The organism is Tepidimonas sp. HKU77 (genome assembly GCF_049728535.1).
Taxonomy (GTDB): domain Bacteria; phylum Pseudomonadota; class Gammaproteobacteria; order Burkholderiales; family Burkholderiaceae_C; genus Tepidimonas.
This window is the reverse complement of the sequence record NZ_CP187300.1, coordinates 1,361,988-1,383,267: the sequence shown is the minus strand read 5'-3', so window position 1 is coordinate 1,383,267 and position 21,280 is coordinate 1,361,988. Positions and strand designations below refer to the sequence as shown.

16 protein-coding genes are annotated in these 21,280 nt (G+C 69.4%); 6 read left to right on the top strand and 10 right to left on the bottom strand.

What is annotated here, in order from left to right; translation table 11 throughout:
• Positions 1-85 precede the first annotated feature (85 nt).
• The gene (gene priA, locus ACPP3B_RS06655) at positions 86-2,197 is read left to right on the top strand and encodes a replication restart helicase PriA (RefSeq protein WP_424860108.1); all 2,112 of its coding nucleotides are present in this window, start codon (positions 86-88) and stop codon (positions 2,195-2,197) included.
• Positions 2,198-2,212: 15 nt separating this feature from the next.
• Here priA and ACPP3B_RS06650 read toward each other — a convergent pair whose 3' ends face one another.
• The gene (locus ACPP3B_RS06650; RefSeq protein WP_299022259.1) at positions 2,213-3,163 is read right to left on the bottom strand and encodes an AEC family transporter; all 951 of its coding nucleotides are present in this window, start codon (positions 3,161-3,163) and stop codon (positions 2,213-2,215) included.
• A gap of 117 nt (positions 3,164-3,280) precedes the next feature.
• Here ACPP3B_RS06650 and ACPP3B_RS06645 point away from each other — a divergent pair, with 117 nt between their 5' ends.
• The 3 genes from ACPP3B_RS06645 (at position 3,281) to ACPP3B_RS06635 (ending at position 7,936) form a co-directional block, all read left to right on the top strand.
• The gene (locus tag ACPP3B_RS06645; RefSeq protein WP_424860107.1) at positions 3,281-5,383 is read left to right on the top strand and encodes an ATP-dependent helicase; all 2,103 of its coding nucleotides are present in this window, start codon (positions 3,281-3,283) and stop codon (positions 5,381-5,383) included.
• Positions 5,384-5,483: 100 nt separating this feature from the next.
• Complete coding sequence (locus ACPP3B_RS06640; protein ID WP_299023091.1) at positions 5,484-5,948, top strand: molybdopterin-dependent oxidoreductase; 465 nt, start codon at positions 5,484-5,486, stop codon at positions 5,946-5,948.
• A complete protein-coding gene (locus tag ACPP3B_RS06635) occupies positions 5,945-7,936 on the top strand; it encodes a response regulator (RefSeq protein WP_424860106.1) in 1,992 nt (663 codons plus the stop codon). The genes ACPP3B_RS06640 and ACPP3B_RS06635 overlap by 4 nt, the downstream gene beginning before the upstream one ends.
• Here the strand turns inward: ACPP3B_RS06635 and ACPP3B_RS06630 are convergent.
• The 4 genes from ACPP3B_RS06630 to def form a co-directional block, all read right to left on the bottom strand.
• Complete coding sequence (locus ACPP3B_RS06630; RefSeq protein WP_424860105.1) at positions 7,887-8,222, bottom strand: AzlD domain-containing protein; 336 nt, start codon at positions 8,220-8,222, stop codon at positions 7,887-7,889. The genes ACPP3B_RS06635 and ACPP3B_RS06630 overlap by 50 nt on opposite strands.
• A complete protein-coding gene (locus ACPP3B_RS06625; RefSeq protein ID WP_424860104.1) occupies positions 8,215-9,009 on the bottom strand; it encodes an AzlC family ABC transporter permease in 795 nt (264 codons plus the stop codon). Before ACPP3B_RS06625 ends, ACPP3B_RS06630 begins: the two co-directional genes overlap by 8 nt.
• On the bottom strand, positions 9,006-9,974 hold the full coding sequence (gene fmt, locus ACPP3B_RS06620) for a methionyl-tRNA formyltransferase (protein WP_424860158.1): 969 nt from the start codon (positions 9,972-9,974) through the stop codon (positions 9,006-9,008). Before fmt ends, ACPP3B_RS06625 begins: the two co-directional genes overlap by 4 nt.
• Before the next feature lie 65 nt (positions 9,975-10,039).
• Positions 10,040-10,621 (bottom strand): peptide deformylase, encoded by a 582-nt coding sequence (def, locus tag ACPP3B_RS06615; protein ID WP_299023095.1) that lies wholly within the window; start codon positions 10,619-10,621, stop codon positions 10,040-10,042.
• A gap of 201 nt (positions 10,622-10,822) precedes the next feature.
• Between def and ACPP3B_RS06610 the strand changes: the two genes are divergently transcribed.
• Complete coding sequence (locus ACPP3B_RS06610) at positions 10,823-11,989, top strand: LysM peptidoglycan-binding domain-containing protein (RefSeq protein ID WP_424860157.1); 1,167 nt, start codon at positions 10,823-10,825, stop codon at positions 11,987-11,989.
• 18 nt (positions 11,990-12,007) lie between these two features.
• The gene (gene dprA / locus ACPP3B_RS06605; protein ID WP_299023098.1) at positions 12,008-13,129 is read left to right on the top strand and encodes a DNA-processing protein DprA; all 1,122 of its coding nucleotides are present in this window, start codon (positions 12,008-12,010) and stop codon (positions 13,127-13,129) included.
• 31 nt (positions 13,130-13,160) lie between these two features.
• Here the strand turns inward: dprA and secF are convergent, their stop codons facing one another.
• The 5 genes from secF to ACPP3B_RS06580 all read right to left on the bottom strand — a co-directional run bounded on the left by secF (position 13,161) and on the right by ACPP3B_RS06580 (position 21,241).
• A complete protein-coding gene (secF, locus tag ACPP3B_RS06600; protein ID WP_424860103.1) occupies positions 13,161-14,111 on the bottom strand; it encodes a protein translocase subunit SecF in 951 nt (316 codons plus the stop codon).
• Between the two features lie 18 nt (positions 14,112-14,129).
• Positions 14,130-16,007, bottom strand: a complete 1,878-nt coding sequence (secD, locus tag ACPP3B_RS06595; RefSeq protein ID WP_424860102.1) for a protein translocase subunit SecD — start codon at positions 16,005-16,007, stop codon at positions 14,130-14,132.
• Between the two features lie 70 nt (positions 16,008-16,077).
• Positions 16,078-16,398, bottom strand: a complete 321-nt coding sequence (gene yajC / locus ACPP3B_RS06590) for a preprotein translocase subunit YajC (protein ID WP_299023104.1) — start codon at positions 16,396-16,398, stop codon at positions 16,078-16,080.
• A gap of 105 nt (positions 16,399-16,503) precedes the next feature.
• Positions 16,504-17,520: a DMT family transporter gene (locus ACPP3B_RS06585; RefSeq protein ID WP_424860101.1), complete on the bottom strand. Its 1,017-nt coding sequence runs from the start codon at positions 17,518-17,520 to the stop codon at positions 16,504-16,506.
• 79 nt (positions 17,521-17,599) lie between these two features.
• The gene (locus ACPP3B_RS06580; RefSeq protein ID WP_424860100.1) at positions 17,600-21,241 is read right to left on the bottom strand and encodes an indolepyruvate ferredoxin oxidoreductase family protein; all 3,642 of its coding nucleotides are present in this window, start codon (positions 21,239-21,241) and stop codon (positions 17,600-17,602) included.
• Positions 21,242-21,280 lie beyond the last annotated feature (39 nt).

Genomic DNA, 21,280 nt, shown 5'->3' with positions numbered 1-21,280 from the left:
GCAGCTTGTCGACAAATTTATCCACACCCTTGACCGCCGATCTGCCCAGTCGCCACAGAGGCACGAGGGGCGCCCCAGAGCCACCATGATCGACCGGGCCGACACTCCCCTGACACCGGTGCGCGTCGATGTGGTCGTCGCAGCGCCCGCCCACAGCGGGTTGGGGCAACGCCTGACCTACGGCTACGAGCGTCCGCTGACGCCGGGCACACTGGTGCGCGTGCCGTTGGGGCGGCGCACCGTGTTGGGCATCGTCTGGGACTGTGCGGACGGCACCGAGGCGGCGCCAGCGGTCACGCCCGATCAGATCCGCCCCATCGGCGAAGTCTGGGACGCCCTGCCCGCGTTGAGCGCCGAGTGGCGCGCCCTGGTGGCGTTTGCGGCCCGCTACTACCAGCGTGCGCTGGGCGAAGTCGCCTTGGCGGCCCTGCCGCCCGCGCTGCGCGACGCGAACAAGGCACAAATCGCGCGGCGCTTGCAGCGGCTGGCGCCCCCCGCAACAGCGCCCGCGCCCGCCGCCGACGGGCCCGCGCTGACCTCGGCGCAGGCCCAGGCGCTGGCGGCCATCGAAAGCAGTGATCGGCCCGTGCTGCTGTTTGGTGCCACCGGCAGCGGCAAAACCGAGGTTTACCTGCAAGCGACGGCGCGTCTGCTGGCGCGCGAGCCGCACGCCCAAGCGCTGGTCTTGGTGCCGGAGATCAACCTGACGCCACAGCTGGAGCAGCGCTTTCGCGCCCGCTTTGGCGACGCGGTGACGACGCTGCACTCACGCTTGACCCCTGCGCAACGCCTGCGGCACTGGTTGGCAGCGCATCTGGGGCACGCACGCATCGTGCTGGGCACGCGCATGGCCATCTTCGCCAGCCTGCCGCGGCTGCGCCTCATCGTGGTGGACGAGGAGCACGACCCCAGCTACAAAAGCCAGGAGGGAGCGCGCTACTCCGCGCGCGATCTGGCCGTGTACCGGGGCCGGCTCGGCGCCGACGCGGGTTGCCGCGTCGTGCTAGGCTCGGCCACCCCCTCGCTAGAGAGCTGGCATGCCGCCGAGCGCGGCCGCTACCGGCGCGTGGACATCAGCGACCGCATGGGCGGGGCCCTGTGGCCCCGGTTGCGGCTGCTCGATCTGCGCCAACAACCGCGCGGCGTGGCGCTGGCGCCGCCCCTGCTGGCCGCCATCGAGGCGCGCCTGGAGCGCGGCGAACAGGCGCTCGTGTTGCTCAACCGGCGGGGCTACGCCCCCGTGATCGCCTGCGCCGACTGCGGCTGGAAGAGCGGCTGCCCGCACTGCAGCGCGCACCTGGTCTACCACAAAGGCGACCGCCACCTGCGCTGCCACCACTGCGGCCACACCGCCCCCGTGCCCCGTGCCTGCCCGGACTGTGGCAACGTGGATTTGGCCCCGCTGGGGCGCGGCACCGAGCAGCTCGAAGAGCAGTTGATCGCCGCGCTGAGCCACCTGCGGCGGCCCGACGGCACACCGGTGCGTGTCGGTCGGCTCGATGCCGACACGGCGCGCGCCGCAGGTGCGCTCGAGCGCACGCTGGCGGCGATGCACGCGGGTGACGTCGATGTGTTGGTCGGCACGCAAATGATCGCCAAAGGGCATGACTTCCGGCGCATCACCCTGGTGGCCAGCGTCAACACCGACGGCGCCCTGTTTGCCAGCGACTGGCGCGCGCCGGAGCGGCTGTTTTCGCTGCTGATGCAGGCCGCGGGGCGCGCGGGGCGCGACGCCGCGTTCGTGGCGGCCCACAACAGCGCGGTGGAGCTGTGGGTGCAGACCGCCTACCCCGAACATCCCTTGTTTGCGGCGCTGGCCCGGCACGACTATGCCGCCTTCGCCGCGCAACAGCTCGAAGAGCGGCGCATCGCCGGCATGCCCCCCTTCAGCCACCAGGCGCTGCTGCGCGCCGAGGCACGGCAGCTCGACGCGGCCCTGGCCTGGCTGCGCCGCGCCGCCGAGGCAGCGCACGACCTGCCTGGACGCGCCCACGTCACCCTCTATGCGCCGGTGCCGATGACGCTGACGCGCGTGGCCGGCATCGAACGCGCACAACTGCTGCTCGAGAGCCCCCGGCGCAGCGCCCTGCAGGCCCTGCTGACCGCCTGGATGCCGCGCCTGCAAGGCCTGCGCGGCCATGCCGACACGCGCGGCCTGGTGCGCTGGGCCATCGACGTCGATCCGCTCAGCTTCTGACGGCGCGCCTGCCGCTCAGCGCAAGGCGGCCACCGCCGCCGAAAACGTCAGAAATGCCAGCGCGGTGGACACGAGGATGATGCGCGCGATGCGGCCATTGTCGGCCCCCATGCGCTCGGCCAACAATGACACATTGCTGGCGCTGGGCAGCGCCGCCACCAGCACCATGACCGTCAGCGCCGTCGGCTGCAGCGGCGCCCCCAGCTGGATGGCCGCCGCGCCCACCAACAACACCAGCAGCGGGTGCAACAGCAGTTTGACCAGCGCCAGCGGCACGTAGTCGCGCCACGGCATCGGGTGATCGGCCTGCATCTGCGAGCGCGCCAGCACCGCCCCGATGGTGAACAGCGCCACCGGGCTGGCCGCGTCCGCCAGCAGCCCCACGGTCTGGTCGAGCGGCCGCGGCAGTGCCACCTGCCACGCCGACGCCAGCGCCCCCAGGCCAATGGCCCACGGCATGGGGTTGCGCGCCACCCCCAGCAGCGCCTGCCGCAGCGCGGCGCGCGCACCGCCCTCACCGGCATCCAGCCGCGACAGGGCGATGCACAGCGAGCTGGTGATGACCATGTCCACCACGATGACCACGATTACCGTTCCCACGGCCGCCGGCCCCAGCAAGGCGGCGATCAGCGGCACCCCCATGAAGCCCGAATTGGGAAACGCCGCCACCAACGCGCCGAAGGCGGCGTCGTTCCAGCCGATGCGCCCGCCCCACGTCACCGCCACCGCAAAACCCACCACGGCCAACGCACACAGCAACCATACCCCAGCCACCGCGCCGTCGAGCAGCTGCGCGATCGGCGTCGACGCGCCAAAGCGGTACAACATGGCCGGCAGCGCAAAATACAGCACGAAACCGTTGAGCCCGGGAATCGCCTCCAGCGGCAGCCAGCGCCGCCGCGCGGCCAAGTAGCCAGCGGCGACCAGCGCAAAAAAGGGAAAGGTGACCAGCAAGATGGCGCCCATGAACGGCGATGGTAACGGGCGGCGCGGCCTGGCGCTGTCACCCCGCTATCATTCGCCCCTTCCCATCCCCGCGGCGCCTCTGTCCTGGCGGCCGCGTTTTCGCGTCCAGTGCCGTCGATGCACGACACCCTCAACCCCGCCCAACTCCAAGCCGTGCACCATCTGCACGGCCCCTCGCTCGTGCTGGCGGGCGCTGGCTCGGGCAAAACGCGCGTCATCACGCACAAAATCGCGCGTCTGATCCAAGCCGGACTGGCACCCGAGCGCATCGCCGCCATCACCTTCACCAACAAGGCCGCGGCCGAAATGCGCGAGCGCGCCCGCGCCCTCGTCGGCAAGGCGGCCCAGGGCGTGCTGCTGTGCACCTTCCACGCGCTGGGCGTGCGCATCTTGCGCGAAGACGGTGCCGCCATCGGGCTCAAACCCCAGTTTTCCATTCTGGACACCGACGACATCGTCGGCATCCTGAAAGACTGCGGCGGCACCACCGACAGCACCACCGCGCGCCACTGGCAGTGGCGCATCAGCCAGTGGAAAGGCGCCGGGGTGGACGCCAACGCGGCCCTGGCGCAAGCGCGTGACGAGAGCGAGCGGCATATCGCCCGAGTGATGGCACGCTACCAGGAACGGCTCGCCGCCTATCAGGCGGTCGACTTCGACGACCTGATCGGACTGCCGCTGAAGCTGCTGCAACAGTGCCCCGAGGCGCGGATGCGCTGGCAGCAGCGGCTGGGCCACGTGCTGGTCGATGAGTACCAGGACACCAGCGCGATGCAGTACGAGCTGCTCAAAGTGCTGGTGGGCCACGGCCAGCGGCCCGACCCGCGCCTGACCTGCGTCGGCGACGACGACCAATCCATCTACGGCTGGCGCGGCGCCACGCTGGACAATCTGCGGCGCCTGCCGCAAGACTTTCCCAACCTGGCGATCATCAAGCTGGAGCAAAACTACCGCTCCACCAACGCCATCCTGCGCGCGGCCAATGCGGTCATCGGCCCCAACCCCAAGCTGTTTCCCAAAACGCTGTGGAGCGCGCTGGGTGAGGGTGAACCCGTGCGCGTGCTCGCCTGCGACCACGAAGAGCACGAAGCCGAGCGCGCCCTGGCGCGCATCCAGGGCCTGCGCGCACAAGGCGCGGCGTGGCGCGACTGTGCCATCCTGTACCGCGCCAATCACCAATCGCGCGCGTTCGAAGTCGCACTGCGGCGCGCGGGCGTGCCGTACAAGGTCTCGGGCGGGACGAGCTTTTTCGACCGCGCCGAAATCAAGGATTTGTGCGCCTGGCTGCGCCTGCTGGCCAACGAGGACGACGACCCGGCCTTCCTGCGCGCCATCACCACGCCCCGGCGCGGCATCGGCCACCAAACCCTGGCCCAGCTCGGGCAAGTGGCCAGCGGGCTGCGCCTGAGCCTGTTCGAGACCCTGTCGTCCCCCCTGCTGCAGGCCAGCGTCGGCGCCAAGGCGCTGGCGGCGCTGCACGAATTCGGGCGCTGCGTCAACGAACTGCAATTCCGTGCCCGGCACGCCGTCGGGCACGAGGCGGCGCGCGCGGTGCTGATGCAGTGGCTCACCGACATCGGCTACGAGCGCCACCTGCACGACCACGCCGACAGCCCGCAACAGGCGCAGACGCGCTGGGGCCATGTGCTGGACTTCATCGACTGGATGGTGCAACGCTGCGGCGGGCAGATCGACGACACGGGCAGCGCCAGCGGCGAGGCGCGCGCGCCGCGCCCGCTGCTGGAAGTGGCGCAGACGGTGGCACTCATCAGCACGCTGTCCGAACGCGAGCAAGACCAAGACGTGGTGACGCTGTCGACCCTGCACGCGGCCAAGGGGCTGGAATGGCCCCATGTCATGCTGGTCGGCGTCAACGAAGGGCTGCTGCCCTTCAAGCCCGACGAGGACGACGCGCAGCAGCTCGCCGCACGCATCGAGGAAGAGCGCCGCCTGATGTATGTCGGCATCACGCGCGCCCAGCGCACGCTGGTGGTCAGTTGGCTCAAGCAGCGCAAACAAGGGCGCGAGCGCGTCACCGCGCAGCCCAGCCGCTTCATTGCCGAAATGCAGCTCGACCCCGCCACCACGCAAGAGGACCCGCGCGCCAAGCTGCGTGCCCTGCGCGAGGAGTTTGCCGCGCGCGCGGCAGCCCAGGGCTCGGGTGGTACCAGCGCCCCGCCACAAAGCCGCCCCATTGGCGCGCCGCGTGCCTTGTCGTAAGATCCTGACAAATCTGAAAATACCGGGGGCTGCAGTTCGTATGGTTTTTTCTATTTCACGCAGATCTGTGGCGCTCGCGCTGACGGCCGTCGTGTGCGGCATGGCCACCGTCGCGCACGCCCAAGCGTCGTTGCCAGCGCCCAAAGACCGCGTCGTGTTGACCCTGGGGGGGCAGATCGGCGTGCGCAACCACGGCTCGCACGCCGCGTTCGACATGGCCATGTTGGAGGCATTGCCCCAACACACCTTCACCACCCGCACGCCGTGGGACGATCAACCGGTCACCTTCCGCGGCCCGCGCCTGCGCGATGTACTGGCCGCCGTCCGTGCCGAAGGACGGCAGCTGCGCGCCACGGCGCTCAATGACTACCGTGTCGTGATCCCGTTCGAGGACGCCCAGCGCCACGACGTCATCATCGCCACCCGCAAAAACGGGGTGCCGATGGCGGTGCGCGACAAGGGCCCCCTGTTCATCGTCTATCCCTTCGACCGCGACCCTGCGCTCAAGGACCTGCGCTACTACGAGCGCTCGATCTGGCAGCTCAAGGCGATCGACGTGGAATGAATCCGACCCCTGCGGCCCCGACCGCCGCCACTACCGCCAGCGCCGAAGGGCGCCGGTTTTTGTGGTGGGTCGCGCTCACCACCACCGTGTTGGCGGCAGGTTTGGCGGTGCTGCTCGGGGTCTTTTTGCAGCAGTCCCGCTCGGCCGAGGAATCGGCGCAGCTGCAGGCCGATTCGCTGACGGCGCTGGCCTTTCAGCACGAACGGGAGTTTTTGCGCCTGCGCAGCGCCCTCACGCAAGCCCTACGGGGCCGCTCGCCCCCCGACTGGGATGCGGTCGTGTTGCGGCACGAAATCTACGCCAGCCGTGTCGCCCTGCTGGCCGAAAACCCCTCCATCGAGCCCCTGCGCCAGCTGCCTGCGTACCAGCAGCTGATGCCGCGTCTGCACCAACTGGTGCAAACCCTGGACGCCGCGCTGCCGGCAACCGATGGGCCACGCTTGGACGAGGCGCTGCAGCAAATGGACGCGCTGGGCCCGGAGGTGCAAGCCCTGACACTGACCGCCGATCGGCTGGTCAGCGAGCGGGTCGCTGCCAAGCTGCACGAGGTGCGACGCCTGCGCGGCTATGTCATTTGGCTAATGGCGGCCCAGGTACTGGTGCTGCTATTGGCGGCCCTCGCGCTGTGGCAGCGGCAGCGCCGGCAAACCCAAGAGCGCAGAGCGCTCGAAGCCCTCAACACCGCCTTGGCCCGCGCGCGCGACGAGGCGCAAGCCGCCAGCCGTATCAAGAGCCAGTTTCTGGCCAACATGAGCCATGAGCTGCGCACCCCGTTCAACGGCATGCTCGGCATGCTGGACCTGCTGGCCGACAGCCCGCTGACGCCCGCCCAGCGCGATCTTCTGCAGACCGCGCGCGCATCGGCCGGGCATCTGCTGGCGCTGCTCAACGACATCCTGGATCTGTCGGCGCTCGATGCCGGCCAGCTGCGCATCCAGCCCGAACCCGTGGATCTACCAGAGCTGGTTCGCCACGTGCACCGCTGGTTGCAACCCCAAGCCGAGCGCAAGGGGATCGAGCTGGGCCTGTCGATCGACGACGGTGGCACCCCGTGGGTGCTCGCCGATGCGACACGCGTGCGGCAAATCTTGCTCAACCTGCTGGGCAACGCCATCAAATTCACCGACCGTGGCCGGGTCGATCTCACGGTGCGCGCGGAATCGGTACCCGGTCGCGAACCACGGGTGCGCTGGAGGGCCGTGGTGCGCGACACGGGCATCGGCATGGACGCGTCGACCCTGTCGCGGCTGTTTCAACGGTTTCAGCAGGCGGACCCCTCGATCACGCGCCGCTACGGCGGCAGTGGGCTCGGGCTGGACATCTCGCGCACGCTGGCACGCCTGATGGGCGGCGACGTGCAGGTCGAAAGCCAGCCGGGGGCAGGCTCCACCTTCACGGCCACCTGGGTGACGCCGATCGCTGCACCTGAAACCACGCCATCCGACTTTGCCGTCACACAAACGCCCGGCTGGATGGACGGACCGCCGCCTGCCGAGGCGGTGCCCGGGCAGGCCGGCGCCGAACTCCCCGCCCCGCCCCCGACCGCGCCGCACGGCAGCGGCTGGCGCGTGCTGGTGGCCGAAGACCACCCGGTCAATCGCAAGGTCATCGGCCTATTGCTGGACAAAATGGGGCATCGCGTCGACTTCGCCGAGGATGGACAGCAAGCACTGCAGCAGGCGGCCGAACACGACTACGACGTCATCCTGATGGACATTCACATGCCCGGCATGGACGGGCTGCAGGCCTCGCGACAGATCCGTGCCCTGCCGGGGCCGCGAGGTCAGGTCCCCATCATCGCGCTGACGGCCGACGTCATGGACGACGCGCAGCAGCGGGCACAGGCCGCCGGCATGAACGGATTTTTGGCCAAGCCGGTGCAGCGCCCCGCCCTTGAGGCTGCGATGGCGCGCTGCATCGCCGCCCCCCGTGCCGCGCCTACCACCCCAGCCCCAAGTGCAGCGGCAGATACACCGCCATGCCCGTGACGATCGTCCCCAGCACTCCCCGGTGCCAGAAGAACCAACCCGCGCCGGCCACCGCCGCGTACAGGCGAGCATCCTGCCAGGTGTGGATGAGCTGGCCGTTTTGCATCACCACCTCGGGCACGACGACCGCCGCCAACGCCGCGATGGGCGCGTACTGCAGTCCCCGCTCGGCCCAGTGGGGCAGGCGCCACGGACGATCCGACAGGAAGAAAAACCCGCGCGTCACCACCGTGATCGCGCCCAGCGCGACAAACGTCAACAGCCGATAGGGATCGACGTCACCCATGACCGCCCTGCGCAGGAATGGCCGATCCGCGCAGCCAGCGCGGGCCGTGCGCCTCGGCGACCAGACACACGGCGACCGCTGCCGCGATCGCCACCACGATGTGCAGCTTGAGCGGCAACGCCCACGCCGCCACCGCCGCCGAACCCGCTACCACCGCCGACAACACGCGCAGCCGGGTGCTCGCCAGTGAACACGCCACCCCCAACAGCGCCAGAATCCCTGCAAACCCCAACCCCCATTCCAGCGGGATGGCGTGCGCCAGACCGATGCCGATAACGCTGGCCGTCATCCAAAACGCATAGTTGACCGCGCAGCTGCCCGCCAGGTAGGCTTCCTGATCGAGTCGCTCGTCGTCCGTGCGCCCCGGGTGGGGATAGCGGCGGGCAAAGAACACGTAGCTCAAATCCCCCGTGAGGTAGCCGGTCAGCAGCCGCTGCCCGCGCGGCAGATGGGCCAGATACGGGCGCAGATGAGCAGAAAACACCACGAAGCGCAGGTTGACGCAAAACGCCGCCGCCAGAATCACCCACAACGGCGCGTCGGCCACGATCAATGGCACGGCGGTGAGCTGCGCACTGCCGGCATAGACGAGCGCGGTCATCCACAGGGCCTCTGGTGCGCTCAGGCCCGACTGCACCATGGCCACCCCCGTCATCAACCCCCACGCCCCGATACCCGTGGCGGCGCTGAGCAATTCGCGCGCGCCGGTCGCGAAAGCGGCACGCCGCCACAACGCGGGATTGAGAAACCCCGCCCGCCAAAACGCGCTCGCGCCCGACGCGCTCACGCACCCTCCCCCAGCCGCACCCCAGCACGCAGCGGCGCGCCGCGCAAAAAGTCGCGCACCGGCAAGCGCCGGCCACCGGCGCGTTGCACCTCGGTCAGCACCAGCACCCCGTCGCCGGTCTGCACACGGATGCCGTGGTCATCAGCCGCCACCACCGTGCCCGGTGCGGTCGGCGACACGGCGAACGCAATCTCTGCCTGTGCACGCCACACCTTCAGTGGCGTACCGTCGAGCACGGTCACCGCGCCTGGGGTGGGATCGAATGCCCGCACGCGCCGCGCCAGCACCGCTGCCGGCTGCCGCCAGTCGAGCACTGCCTCGGCCTTGTCGATCTTGTGCGCATAGGTCACGCCCTGCGCGGGTTGCGGGCGCCGTGGCAATGGCCCCGCCTCGGCGGCCTGCAGCGCCTGCACCACCAGCTGCGCCCCCAAAGCGGCCAGCCGGTCATGCAGCTGTCCGGCGCTCTCGTGCGCCCCGATGGGCAGCGCCTGCATCGCCACGATGTCGCCGGTATCCAAGCCCTCGTCCATCTGCATCAGCGTGATGCCGGTTTCGGCGTCACCCGCTTCGATGGCGCGCTGGATCGGCGCCGCGCCGCGCCAGCGCGGCAACAGCGAGGCGTGGATATTCAAGCAGCCCAACCGCGGCAAATCCAATACCCAGCGCGGCAGGATCAATCCGTAGGCGGCCACCACCAACACGTCGGGACGCGCGGTCAGCAGCGCGTCGCGCGCCGCGGCGGCGTCTTCGGCCCAACGGCCATCGAGCCGCAACCCGCGCGGCTGCGCGAGCGGCCAACCGTGCTTTAGCGCCAAGGTCTTGACGGGAGAGGGTTGCAGCTTCAGGCCGCGCCCGGCGGGACGGTCCGGCTGCGTCAACACCAGCGCCATGGGGTAGCCCGCTTGGGCGATCGCCGCCAGCGCCACCGCGGCAAAGTCGGGGGTGCCGGCAAAGGCCACGCGCAATGGCCTCGCCCCGGTTCCCCGGTCACCCCCCTGGCCACTGGCGGGATCGGTTACCACGGGCGCGGTCAAAGCCGCGCCTCCGCCGCCTCGCGCCGAGCCCGCGCCGGGGACCGGACGGGTCCGTCGGACCGCGCGGCCTCACGAGCGGCCTTGATCAGCTTGGTTTTGATGCGCTCGCGTTTCAGCGGCGACAAGTATTCGACGAACACCTTGCCCTGCAGGTGATCCATCTCGTGCTGGATGCACACGGCCAGCAGTCCCTCGGCGTCGATGACGCGGCTCACCCCATGCTCGTCGAGCGCGCGCACCCGCACCGCGACCGAGCGCTCGACCCCGTCATAGATACCCGGCACCGACAGACAGCCCTCCTCGCCGCGGCGCTTCTCTTCGCTGGCCCACTCGATTTCGGGGTTGATCAGCACCAGCGGCTGGTTGCGCTCCTCGCTGACATCGATGACGACGATGCGCTCGTGGATGTCCACCTGCGTGGCCGCCAGTCCGATGCCATTGGCCGCATACATGGTGGCAAGCATGCGAGGGATGATGGCGCGCACCCGATCGTCCACGGCCGCCACGGGCCGTGCAACCGTGTGCAAGCGCGGGTCGGGGTACCGCAAAATGGGCAGGAGTTCGACGGTGGTATTCATGTTCATGGGCGAATGTCGGTATTTTCGCCACTTTTGCCGCGAAAGACCAGTCGGTCGGCAGCGATGCCATTGCCAGAAGTGGGGGCAGCCCGCACAATCGCAAGGGAGGAAATGCGATCCATGAAACCCCAGCGCCCCCTAATTTGGTTCCGCGCGCCCGCGACCCATGCCCGTCTGCACCGCAAGGCCCAGTGGCGACCCATGCTCGCCGCGGTCGCGATCGGCCTGGCTGGTAGCGCGGCCGTGGCCGCGCCCCCCTACCCCATCACCCCCCAGCAGCGCAGCACCGCGCAGCAGGTCGCCCAAGCGGGGGTGCCGTTGGCCGAACTGGCGCCCAACGCGCCCGAGCGCTACACCGTCAAGCGCGGTGACACGCTGTGGGACATCTCCGCACTCTATCTCAAACGCCCGTGGCGCTGGCCCGAGCTGTGGGGCATGAACCTGCAGCAGATCCGCAACCCGCACCTGATCTACCCGGGCCAAGTGCTGGTGCTCACGCGCGTGGGCGATCGCGCCGTGCTGCAGCTCGCCTCGGACGAGCCCCCCACGCTCAAACTCTCCCCGCGCGTTCGGGCGGAGCGCATCGACGACGGCAGCATTCCGGCGCTGCCGCCGGGCGCCATCGAACCGTTCCTCACCGACGTCGAAGTGGTGGACGAACAAGCGCACCAGCGCGCCCCGCGCATCGTCGCCGGCCCGGAAGCGCGCGTGCTGCTCGGCCCCGGAGACCGCGCCTATGCGCGCGGCCAGGTCGGGCCCAGCGCGGCGCTGTCGGGCGACGCCCTGGAGGCGTCACGCGAACGCCCACGGTTGCTCGCGATCTACCGCAATGCCACTGCGCTCAAAGACCCGGAGACCGGCGAGGTACTGGGCTACGAGGCGATGGCCGTGGGTCGTGCCCAATTGGTGCGCAGCGAGCGCAACGGCGAAGGCCCGGACGGCCAGCCCGCGCTCGTGCCCGCCACCGTCGACATCCTGACCGCGCGCGAGGAAGTGCGCATCGGTGACCGGCTGCTGCCCCCGACGGCTCGGGAAAGCCGCGCCTACGTGCCCCATGCCCCTGGGCAACCGGTGCAGGGCCAGATCGTCAAAGTGCACGGCGATGCAGTACGGTTCGCAGGCCAGAATCAGGTCGTCGTGCTCAACCGCGGCCGGGAACATGGGCTGGAAGTGGGGCACGTGTTGGCGCTGCTGAAGGCGCGCACGCAGGTCACGGACAAAACCGACGACGCCCGCCCGAGCCTGCTGTTGCCGGGTGAGCGCAACGGCTTGATGATGGTGTTTCGCACCTTCGACCGCGTGGCCTACGCACTCGTGCTGCAGATCACCGACGGCGTCCAGATTGGCGATCGGTTCGTCAACCCCTGATCGACGGCGGAACACGGCATGGCACCCGACGATTGGGAGGACTGGCTGCGCCTGATGGCCACCGACGGCGTCGGCCCAACGACGGCGCGGCGCTTGTTGGCCGCGTTCGGCCCGCCGGCAGCAATCTTCGCCCAACGCGCCAACACGTTGGCGGAGGTCGTGGGCGCGGTGACGGCAGCCCGTTTACTGGGCATGCCGGACGGCTGGCAGGAGCTGCGCACGCGCACCCGCGAGTGGCTGCTGGCCAACCCCAACCACCACCTGCTCGCGCTCGGCGACGAGGCCTATCCCCCCGCGCTGCTGACCACGCCAGATCCCCCGCCCCTGCTGCATGTGGTGGGGGACCCCGTAGCGTTGGCCGCGCCACGCGCGCTCGCCATCGTCGGCAGCCGCAACCCGACGCCGCAGGGCGCGGACAATGCGCGCGCTTTCGCGCGTGCGCTGGCAGGCGAGGGGGTTTGCATCGTCTCGGGCTTGGCCGCTGGCATCGACGCCGCGGCGCACGAGGGGGCGCTGGATGCGGGCGGCCAGACGGTGGCGGTCGTCGGCACCGGGGTCGATCGCGTCTATCCCGCCCGTCACCGGGCGCTGGCGCATCGCATCGCGCACGCCGGCAGCGTGGTCAGCGAATACCTGCTTGGCACGCCCCCGCTGCCCGCGCACTTTCCGCGCCGCAACCGTATCATCGCTGGCCTGTCGCAGGGCTCGCTGGTGGTCGAGGCGGCGCTGGGGTCGGGCTCGCTCATCACCGCTGAACTCGCCACGCAGATGGGGCGCGAGGTGTTTGCCATTCCCGGCTCCATCCACTCGCCGCAGTCGCGCGGCTGCCACGCACTCATCCGCCAAGGTGCCAAGCTGGTCGAGACCGCCGCGCACATCCACGAGGAGCTCGCCGGCGTGTGGGCGCACGCCTCAACGCCCGCCGCCACGCCCCCCACGGCGGCGCCGACGGCGGCTGCGAACACTGGAGACGATCCTGTGCTCGTCGCGCTGGGATACGACCCCACCCCGTTCGACGTGTTGCAGGCGCGCTGCGGGTGGGACACCGCGCGTCTGCAGGCACACCTCCTCACGCTGGAGCTCGACGGCCGGGTGCAGCGCCTGCCCGGCGGGCGCCTACAGCGGCTGGCGAGTGCCTGAGGCCGCGGGGCGGCGCGCCACGGAAAAAACGTCAAACGACGGCGCCCGCGTTCGGGTCGTCGCCTTCGCCCGGCTTCTTGGTCGCCTTGACCAGATCCTCGCGCCGGATGCCCAGCCACATCGCGATACCCACGGCCACGAACACCGACGAGTAGATGCCGAACAGGATGCCGATGGTCAGCGCCAGCGCAAAGTAATGCAGCGTGGGGCCGCCGAACAGCAACATCGACAGCACCATCGCCTCGGTCGAGCCGTGGGTGATGATCGTGCGGCTCATGGTCGACGTGATCGCATGGTCGATGACCTCGCGCACCGTCATCTTGCGCTGCCGGCGGAAGGTCTCGCGGATGCGGTCGAAGATCACCACCGACTCGTTGACCGAATAGCCCAGCACCGCCAGCACCGCTGCCAGCACCGCGAGCGAGAACTCCCACTGGAAGAAGGCGAAGAAGCCGAGGATGATGACGACATCGTGCAGGTTGGCGATGATCGCCGCGACCGCGTACTTCCACTCGAAGCGCACGGCCAAGTAGATCATGATGCCGCCAATGACGAAGGCCAGCGCGAGTAGGCCGTTTTCCACCAGCTCGCGGCCGACCTGCGGCCCGACGAACTCGGTGCGGCGCAGCGTCACCGTCGGATCCTGGGCGCGCAGCGCCGCGAGCAACTCCTCGGTCTGCTGGCTGGAGGACGCCCCCTCGCGCAGCGGCAGGCGCAGCATCACGTCGCGCGCGCTGCCAAAGTGCTGTACCGCCACGTCGCTGTAGCCCAAGCCGGCCACCGCACTGCGCACCTGCGCCAGATCGACCGGCTGCGTGTAGGCCACTTCCACCACGGTGCCGCCGGTGAACTCGATCGACAGGTGCAGGCCGCGCGTGACCAGAAAAAATACCGCCGCCAAAAACGTGACGAACGAGATCAGGTTCAGCACCAACATGTGGCGCGTGAACGGAATGGTGCGGCGCAGGCGAAACAGTTCCATCGTCGCTCTCCCGGCGGATCAGCCCGCCTTGCCCGTCGACGCGGGCTCGACGGTGATGCCAATCGAGACGGCGCGCAGCTTCTTGCGCCGCCCATACCACAGGTTGACCAAGGCGCGCGAGAAAAAGACCGCCGAGAACATGCTGGTCAATATCCCGATGCAGTGCACCACGGCAAACCCGCGCACCGGACCCGAGCCGAAGGTCAGCAGCGCCAGGCCAGCCAGCAGCGACGTGATGTTCGAGTCGAGGATCGTGTCCCAGGCGTGCTCGTAGCCCTTGTGGATCGCGGTCTGGGGCGCGGAGCCGTTGCGCAGCTCCTCGCGCACCCGCTCGTTGATCAGCACGTTGGCATCGATCGCCATGCCCAGCGTGAGGGCGATCGCGGCAATGCCCGGCAGCGTCAGCGTCGCCTGCAGCATGGACAGCACCGCCACCAGCAGCATCAGGTTGACCGCCAGCGCCACGCTGGAGAACACGCCGAACAGCCGGTAGTAGACGCACATGAACGCGACCACCACCACGAAGCCCCACACCACGCTGTTGAAGCCCATGCGGATGTTGTCGGCGCCCAGGCTCGGGCCGATGGTGCGCTCTTCGATGATCTCCATCGGCGCGGCCAGCGAGCCGGCGCGCAACAGCAGCGCGGTGTCGTTGGCCTCCTGCGTCGTCATCCGGCCGGAGATCTGCACGCGCCCGCCGCCGATCTCGGTGCGGATGACCGGCGCCGTAACCACCTCGCCCTTGCCTTTTTCGAACAGCAGGATCGCCATGCGCTTGCCGACGTTGTCGCGCGTGACATCGCGGAACACCCGCGCCCCCTTGCCGTCCAGCGTCAGGTTGACCACCGGCTCCTGCGTCTGGCTGTCGAAGCCCGCTTGCGCATCGGTCAGGTTCTCGCCGGTCAGGATCACCTCGCGCTTGACGATGACGGGGCGGCCGTTGCGATCCAAATACCGCTCGGAGCCGAACGGCACGGGCGCCGTAGCATCTCGCTCGGCGGCCAGCCCCTCGGGGCTTTCGTCCACCATGCGGATCTCGAGCGTAGCGGTACGGCCCAGGATGTCCTTGGCCTTGGCGGTGTCCTGCACCCCGGGCAGTTGTACCACGATGCGGTCCAGCCCCTGCTGCTGGATCACGGGCTCGGCCACCCCGAGCTCGTTGATGCGATTGCGCAGCGTCAAGATGTTTTGCTTGAGCGCCTGCTCTTGTATACGCCGCGCCGCCTCCGGGCGCAGGGTCAGCGCGATTACCGTCTCTGCCCCCTCCTCGCGCACCGAGGGCTGCAAGTCGGGAAAATCGCGCGCGATCAGATCCTCGGCGCCCCGCACCGCGCCCGCCTCGCGCAAACGCACCGTCACCGCGTTTCCTTCGCGCCGCACCCCGCCGTGGCGAATACCCTTGTCACGCAGCGCTGTGCGCAGATCCGCCACCAGCCCTTCCAGTCGCTTGTCCAGGGCTGCGGCCATGTCCACTTGCAGCAGGAAGTGAACCCCACCGCGCAGGTCCAGCCCCAGATACATGGGCTGCGCCCCCAGCCGCTGCAGCCACTCGGGCGTGCGCGGCAGCAGGTTGAGCGCGACCACGTGCGCGGGGTTGGCCGCATCCGGGTTGAGCGCGCGCTCGATGGCGTCGCGGGCGCGGATTTGCTCATCGGTGCTGGCAAAGCGCGCGCGCACGGTCTGGCCGTCGTACTGGATGGCTTGCGCCCCCAGCCCGGCGGCAGCCAGCGCCTGCTCGATGCGCTGCACCGTCCCCTCGTCGAGCCGATGCCCGGCGCGCGCCGACGATACCTGCACCGCTGGCGCCTCGCCAAAAAAATTGGGCAGGGTATACAGCGCGGCAATGACGAGCACGACCACCAGGGTCGCGTACTTCCACCAGGCGTAACGGTTCATACAGGCCACCCTTGCGGCGCACGGCGCGCTGCGGTTGGGCAGGACGTCGCCCCGCGCGGCGCCGCCCCGATCACTTCAATGTGCCTTTGGGCAAGACTTGCACCACGGCGGTGCGCTGCAGCTGCACCTCGACGCCGTCGGCCAGCTCCAGCCCGATGGTGCTGTCAGCGACCTTGGTCACCTTGCCCAGCAGGCCACCGGCGGTCACGACCTCGTCGCCCTTGGCCAGTGCGTCGATCATGGCCTTGTGCTCTTTTTGGCGCTTCATCTGCGGCCGAATCATGACGAAGTACAGCACCACGAACATGAGCAGCAGTGGCAGCAGGCTCATGAGCGTGGAGGGCGCGTCGCCGCCAGCGGCGGCTTGGGCATAAGCGGGAGAGATGAACACGTCGATATCCTCATGCGTGCAAAAGGGTGAAAAACGGGCCTGCGATGACGGCACAACGCGTCACGCCGCCCCGAAGGCAAGCGGGCATTGTAGCGGGCGCGCCGCTCAGTCGGGGTGGGCGTGGGCGACGACCGGCTGCGGCCGGACATTCACGCCCCACAGCACCCCCGCCACCAGCGCGCCAATCCCCAACAGCGACAGCGGCGCTGGCCATTGACCACGCCACAGGTAAGCGTACAGAAGCGCCGCCAGCGTCTCGAAGACGATCAGCTGCCCTGCCAACGCCGTGGGCAGGCGCTGGCTGGCCGCGTTCCAACACAGCGTGCCCAACCACGAAGCCAACAGCCCGACCGAGACCATCAACCCCAGAAACACCTCGGGCCGCGGCCCGAACGGCATGGGGAACGGTTCGCCACGCACCGCGTCCAGCGCCCACACCAGCGCGTAACCCAGCGCGGCCAGCGGCAAGGTCGCCAACCCCTGCGCAGTGGACCAGGCGCGCGCGCTGCGCCCGGGGTGGGCGCGCAGCCAGTCGGCATTGTGCAGCGGATACCAGGTCCAGCACGCCACCGCGCCCACCGCCAGCAGTGCACCCAGCCCATACACGGCGACGTCGCGCGCCGGATCCGCCACGACGGCTTGCAGCTCGGTGTGGTTGACGAGCGCAATGCCAACGGCGATCAGCGCCAACGCTGGCCACAAACGCCGCCAGGGCAGGCGGCCGTCGCGTGCCGCGTCGCGCCGGTTGGCCACGATGGTAATCACCACGGGCAGCGTGCCGATGATGACGGTCGACAGCGGCCCACCGGTGCGCTGGATCGAACCGGCCAGCAGCAGGTAATACAGCAGATTGCCGACGAACGCGAGCTGCAGCGCCTGCCACCAGTCGGCGCGCGAGAGTGCGCGCAGCTCGGCACGGTCGAACCAGGCCAGCGGCACGCACAGCAGCCCGAATGCCAGATAGCGCCCCACGGACAGCAGCGCCGCCGGGTACTCGGGCAGCATCAGCGGCGCGACGAACACCAACCCCCACAGCGCCCCGGCGGCCAGCGCCCACAACACCCCGCTGCCCAAGCCTCCCGTCATTGGGGGCACCACCGCCCCATCGCCACTTGCGGCCATCGCCATCCTCTGTGTGACCCGAAAAGGGGCACAGTGTACGCGCGGCGGCCAGCAGCCCGCAGCAGTGGTGCGCTCGGCGTCAGGCCACCGCGCGGGCCGCGGGCACAGCGCCCGATTCACCCGCTCGCCAGCGCCGCCGCAGCTCATCCCACAGCGGACGGGCCGCTTGCAGGTGGCGCGCCTTGACGTGACCAAAGCCCTTGACGCGCGCCGGCCAGCGCGCGATCTCCAGCGCCAGCGGCAGGCGTTCCGGCCGCAAATCGCGCAACACCTCGTCGATCGCTGCCTCGTACTCGCGGATCAGCGCGCGTTCGGTGCGCCGCTCTTCGGTGTAGCCAAAGGGGTCGAGGGCCGTGCCACGCAACCCTTTGAGCCGCGCCAACACGCGAAATGCGCCCATCATCCACGGGCCGAATTCACGCTTGACCAGCTCGCCGCGCTCGTTGCGCTTGGCCAGCAACGGGGGCGCTAGGTGGAAGCGCAGCGTGAAGTCACCCTCGAACTGCGCGCGCAAGCGCTGCAAGAAGGCGCCGTCCGCGTAGAGCCGCGCGACTTCGTACTCGTCCTTGTAGGCCATGAGCTGCGCCAGATGCACCGCTACCGCTTCGGCCAGCGCGGTCGAACCCGTTCCCAGCGCCGCTTCGGCCTGCTGCACGCGGCGCACCAGCGCTTCATAACGCTGGGCGTAGGCGGCGTTTTGGTAGCCCGTCAGGTGCTCGACGCGCGTGCGAATCAGGTGATCGAGCGTGCGGCGCGGGCGCAGCTCGATCACTTGCGCCGGACTCACCCAACGCTGCACCGCAGCCGGGTCGTGTGCGGCCCGCCGGCCCCACTCGAAAGCCGCCAGGTTGGCCGCCACCGCCACACCATTGAGTTCGATGGCGCGCTGCAGCGACGCCAGCCCCAGCGGAATCCACCCCTTTTGCCACGCGTAGCCCAACACCATGGGGTTGACGTACAGCGTGTCACCCAGCAGTCGCTGCGCGAGCGCCTCGGCGTCGAACGCCGACACGCTCGCGGCGCCAGCGGCCTCGGTGATCGCCGCGATGCACCGCGCCGAGGGGTTTTGCCAAGCGCCGTCTTTGACGAACGCGGCGGTGGGCGTCGCCTGCGCATTGAGCGCCACGTGGGTGCGCCCCTCGCGCATGCGCGCCAGCGTCTCGGCGCTGGCGGTGACGATGGGGTCGCAGCCCAAGATCAGGTCCGCGGCCGCCGTGCCCACGCGCGTGGTCAGGATATCCTCCTGGCGCGCGCCGATGAGCACATGGCTCCAGGTGGCGCCGCCCTTTTGCGCCAGGCCCGCCGCATCCTGCGTCACCACGCCTTTGCCTTCGATGTGCGCAGCCACCCCCAGCAACTGGCCGATGGTGATGACCCCGGTACCGCCGACGCCCGCCACCACGATGCCCCAGGCCGACGCGCCCGGGCGCAGCTCCGGCAGCGATGGCTCGGGCAGCGGCGGCAGGGCCGTCGGATCCGGCACGCCCGCATCGCGCCCGGGCTTGCGCAGCTTGCCGCCTCGTACGGTGACGAAGCTGGGGCAAAAGCCCTTGACGCAGGAAAAGTCCTTGTTGCACGTGCTCTGGTTGATGGTGCGCTTGCGGCCGAACTCGGTCTCCAGCGGCTCCACGCTCAAGCAGTTGCTTTGCACGCCGCAATCGCCACAGCCCTCGCAGACGCGCTCGTTGATCACGGCACGCTGGTCGGGGTCGGCCATCAGGCCGCGCTTGCGGCGGCGGCGTTTCTCGGTGGCGCAGGTCTGGTCATAGATGATCGCGGTCACGCCCTCGGTGTCGCGGCATTCGCGTTGCACGCGATCAAGCTCGTCGCGGTGCAGCACCGGCACGTCGGGCGGCAGCGTCAGCGTCACGCCGCCGAGCGTGGTGTGGTGCGCGCCCGCGTACTTGGCGGGCTCATCCGTCACGATGAAGAGCTTGCGCACCCCCTCGCTGCGCAGGCTGTGCACGATCTGCAGCACCGAGTGCCCCTCGGGCCGCTCGCCCACGGGCTGGCCGCCGGTCATGGCCACCGCGTCGTTGTACAGGATCTTGTACGTGATGTTGACCCCGGCGGCAATCGCCTGCCGGATAGCCAACAGCCCGCTGTGGAAGTATGTGCCATCGCCCAGGTTCGCGAAGATGTGCTTTTCGTTCGAGAACGGCTGCTGCCCCACCCACGGCACGCCCTCGCCCCCCATCTGCGTGAACGCAACCGTGTGGCGGTCCATCCAGATCGCCATGTAATGGCAGCCAATGCCCGCCATCGCGCGCGAGCCCTCGGGCACCCGCGTCGAGGTGTTGTGCGGGCAGCCCGAGCAAAACCAGGGCACGCGCTGCACGTCGCGCAGCTGCGCCTGCAACGTCTGCAGCGAGCGCTCACGCGCCTCGATGATGGCCAACTGCGCCTGCACCCGGGCAGCGATATCGCTGCCTTCCGGCAGCAGACCGCGCCGACGCAGCCGCTTGACCAGCGCGCGCGCGATGATGGCAGGCGTCAAGTCGGCGTTGGCGCGCAGCAACTGGTTGGCACTGGGGTTGGGCATGGACCATTCGCCCCCCGAGTGGTCGCCCTCGATCTCGTCGAACTTACCCAGCACGTCAGGGCGCACGTCGGGACGCCAGTTGTAGAGCTCTTCCTTGAGCTGGTATTCGATGACCTGGCGTTTTTCTTCTACCACCAGGATCTCGCGCAAGCCTTGGGCGAACGCGCGCGTGATCTGCGCCTCCAGCGGCCACACCACCGCCACCTTGTGCACGCGAATGCCGAGCTGGCGGCAGGTATCGTCGTCCAGCCCCAAGTCATGCAGGGCTTGACGCAAGTCGTTGTAGGCCTTGCCGCTGGCGATGATGCCGTAGCGGTCGTTCGGGCCTTCGATGACGTTGTGGTTGAGCCGGTTGGCACGCACATAGGCCAGCGCGGCGTACCACTTGTAGTCCATCAGCCGCTCTTCCTGCTCCAGCGGCATGTCCGGCCAGCGGATGTGCACCCCCCCGGCGGGCAGCTCGAAGTCGTCGGGCAGGGCGATGCGCACGCGCTCGGGGTCGATCTCGACCGTGGCACTGGACTCGACGATCTCCTGGATCGTCTTCATCCCTACCCACACGCCGGCATAGCGGCTCATGGCCCAGGCGTGCAGGCCCAGGTCTAGGATCTCCTGCACGCTGGCCGGAAAGAACACCGGCAGCCCACAGGCCTTGAAAATATGGTCGCTCTGGTGCGCGGCCGTCGAGCTCTTGGCCACGTGGTCGTCGCCCGCCACGGCGATCACGCCCCCCCAGGGCGTCGTGCCCGCCATGTTGGCGTGCTTGAAGACATCGGCGCACCGGTCCACACCCGGCCCCTTACCGTACCACAGGCCAAACACGCCGTCGTACTTGGCGCTGCCCGGCGGCGCAAAGCCCAACTGCTGCGTGCCCCAGACGGCGGTGGCCGCCAGCTCCTCATTGACCCCGGGCTGAAACACCACGTGGTGCGTTTGCAGGTGCTGGCGCGCTTTCCACAGCGCTTGGTCGTAGCCCCCCAACGGAGAGCCGCGGTAGCCGCTGATAAAGCCGGCGGTGTGCTTGCCTTGCAGCCGGTCGCGCTGGTGTTGCAACATAGGCAGGCGCACCAGCGCATGGATGCCGCTCATGAAGGCGCGGCCCCGCTCCAGGGTGTATTTATCGTCCAACGAAACGCTTTCGAGCGCGCGCCGGACGTGCTCGGGCAACGGTGCGGTCATGGCAGGATCTCCTCTCATCGCAGTGGCCGGTAAGCCACG

Bases quoted from the DNA above. Each gene is read 5' to 3' on its own strand.
- ACPP3B_RS06580 (WP_424860100.1), bottom strand. From the start codon at position 21,241: ATGACCGCACCGTTGCCCGAGCACGTCCGGCGCGCGCTCGAAAGCGTT.
- ACPP3B_RS06645 (WP_424860107.1), top strand. From the start codon at position 3,281: ATGCACGACACCCTCAACCCCGCCCAACTCCAAGCCGTGCACCATCTG.
- ACPP3B_RS06650 (WP_299022259.1), bottom strand. From the start codon at position 3,163: ATGGGCGCCATCTTGCTGGTCACCTTTCCCTTTTTTGCGCTGGTCGCC.
- ACPP3B_RS06610 (WP_424860157.1), top strand. From the start codon at position 10,823: ATGCTCGCCGCGGTCGCGATCGGCCTGGCTGGTAGCGCGGCCGTGGCC.
- secD (WP_424860102.1), bottom strand. From the start codon at position 16,007: ATGAACCGTTACGCCTGGTGGAAGTACGCGACCCTGGTGGTCGTGCTC.
- secF (WP_424860103.1), bottom strand. From the start codon at position 14,111: ATGGAACTGTTTCGCCTGCGCCGCACCATTCCGTTCACGCGCCACATG.
- ACPP3B_RS06630 (WP_424860105.1), bottom strand. From the start codon at position 8,222: ATGGGTGACGTCGATCCCTATCGGCTGTTGACGTTTGTCGCGCTGGGC.
- def (WP_299023095.1), bottom strand. From the start codon at position 10,621: ATGAATACCACCGTCGAACTCCTGCCCATTTTGCGGTACCCCGACCCG.
- ACPP3B_RS06640 (WP_299023091.1), top strand. From the start codon at position 5,484: ATGGCCACCGTCGCGCACGCCCAAGCGTCGTTGCCAGCGCCCAAAGAC.
- priA (WP_424860108.1), top strand. From the start codon at position 86: ATGATCGACCGGGCCGACACTCCCCTGACACCGGTGCGCGTCGATGTG.
- ACPP3B_RS06585 (WP_424860101.1), bottom strand. From the start codon at position 17,520: ATGGCCGCAAGTGGCGATGGGGCGGTGGTGCCCCCAATGACGGGAGGC.
- dprA (WP_299023098.1), top strand. From the start codon at position 12,008: ATGGCACCCGACGATTGGGAGGACTGGCTGCGCCTGATGGCCACCGAC.
- ACPP3B_RS06635 (WP_424860106.1), top strand. From the start codon at position 5,945: ATGAATCCGACCCCTGCGGCCCCGACCGCCGCCACTACCGCCAGCGCC.